General features: G+C 71.3%; 1 protein-coding gene. It reads left to right on the top strand.

All coding sequences use genetic code 11. The annotated features are described in order from the left end of the window. The first annotated feature begins 405 nt into the window (after positions 1-405). Complete coding sequence (locus ABZW03_RS40655; RefSeq protein WP_355269880.1) at positions 406-1611, top strand: sedoheptulose 7-phosphate cyclase; 1206 nt, start codon at positions 406-408, stop codon at positions 1609-1611. Positions 1612-1650 lie beyond the last annotated feature (39 nt).

Here is a 1650-nt window from a genome sequence, read left to right as displayed (position 1 = left end):
ATCTGCGTCACACTCCGCGCCCGGTGCGTGCGGAGTCCGGCCTTCCAGGTGCGGGTCGGGGCCGGGTCGGGGCAGGTCGTCGCGGGTCCGGGTGGCGTCGCGGGGTGGGGTGGGGGTGCCGGAGGGGTGGCCGGAATCCCGCGATCCACTTCTGCCTTCTTGCTTGACGGCTCGTCATATGGCTACCGTGATTTCACTGCTTGAACGGCTGGAGATCCCCCGACCCCGGGCGTAACCCCCGGTGTGTCGGCCCGTTCGGCGAGGCCGGCCAGTGTTGCCCTGCCTGCGACATTCTCACTTCCCTGAAGCGATGCCCCCCCGATCGGTGCGGCGTTCGGCGAGCCCTCGCGTGCCGTAAAGGATTGGCGGCCTGCATCGCTCCGTCCCAAAGTCGAGGATCAGGTCTTGAACTCAGCAACCAAGCCCCGTGTACCCCTGCGCTGGACGATTCAGACCCAGCTGCCCGTCGCCTACGAGATCGTCGAAACGCCGGACCTGCTCGACCCGGCGAACCCGGAGCTGCTCAGCCTGCCCGGCGGCGGCACCAGCACGGAGACCCGTCTGGTGGTCCTGGACCACTCGGTCTCCGACCTGTACGGCGAGCGCATCCGCGCCTACTTCGACGCCAACCGCGTGCCCGTCGCGTACCTGGCCATGCCGGGTGACGAGCGGAGCAAGTCCATCGGCAACGTGCTGGACGTCGTCGCCAAGCTCAACGAGGTCGGCACCAACCGGCTGAGCAGCCCGCCGATCGTGATCGGCGGCGGCGTGCTCGCCGACGTCGTGGGGCTCGCCGCCAGCCTGTACCGGCGCGGCATCCCGTACATCCGGGTCCCCACCACCCTGCTCGGCCAGGTCGACGTCAGCGTGGCGGCGAAGACCGGCATCAACTTCGGCGGCTACCGCAACCGGCTGGGCAGCTACAGCCCGCCGCCGCGCACGCTCATCGACCGCGGGTTCCTCGCGACCGTCCCGCACCGTCAGATCCGCAACGGCATGGGCGAGATCTTCAAGATGGCCCTGATCAAGGACCTCCGGCTCTTCGAGCTCGTGGAGGAGTACGGCGCGGACCTGATCGCGGCCCGCTTCCAGGACGGGGAGGCGACCGGCCCGCTGCCGGCCGGCGTCGCGGACGAGGTCATCGGCCGCGCCATCGCCGGCATGGCGGAGGAGCTCCAGCCCAACCTCTGGGAGAAGGACCTGCGGCGCAGCGTCGACTACGGGCACTCCTTCTCGCCCCTGGTGGAGATGCGCGCCCTGCCCGAACTGCTGCACGGCGAGGCGGTGGCGATGGACTGCGTCTTCTCCGCGGTCCTGGCCGCGCAGCGCGGTCTGATCGACGGCGCCGACCTCGACCGGATCACCGCAGCCGCGGTCGGGCTCGGCCTCAGCCCCTCGCACCCGCTGTTCTGCGACGTCGACCTGCTGACCGAGGCGCTCGCCGACACCGTCCGGCACCGGGACGGCAGGCAGAACCTGCCGGTCCTGACCCGGATCGGCGCGGTGTGCTTCCTCAACGACCTCACCGTCGCCGAGATCGCGTCGGCCGCCGACCACATGGGCCGGCTCCTGGACGCGGCCCGGCCCGCGACGGCCGGGAGCCGCGGGTGACGGTCGGGGCCGGCGGCCGTCCGGCGGTGCCGCCAGGAC

Origin of the sequence: Kitasatospora sp. NPDC004799 (genome assembly GCF_040609095.1) — a bacterium.
GTDB lineage: Bacteria > Actinomycetota > Actinomycetes > Streptomycetales > Streptomycetaceae > Kitasatospora.
The sequence above is the reverse complement of the archived record's forward strand: the minus strand, read 5'-3'. Positions and strand labels throughout refer to the sequence as shown.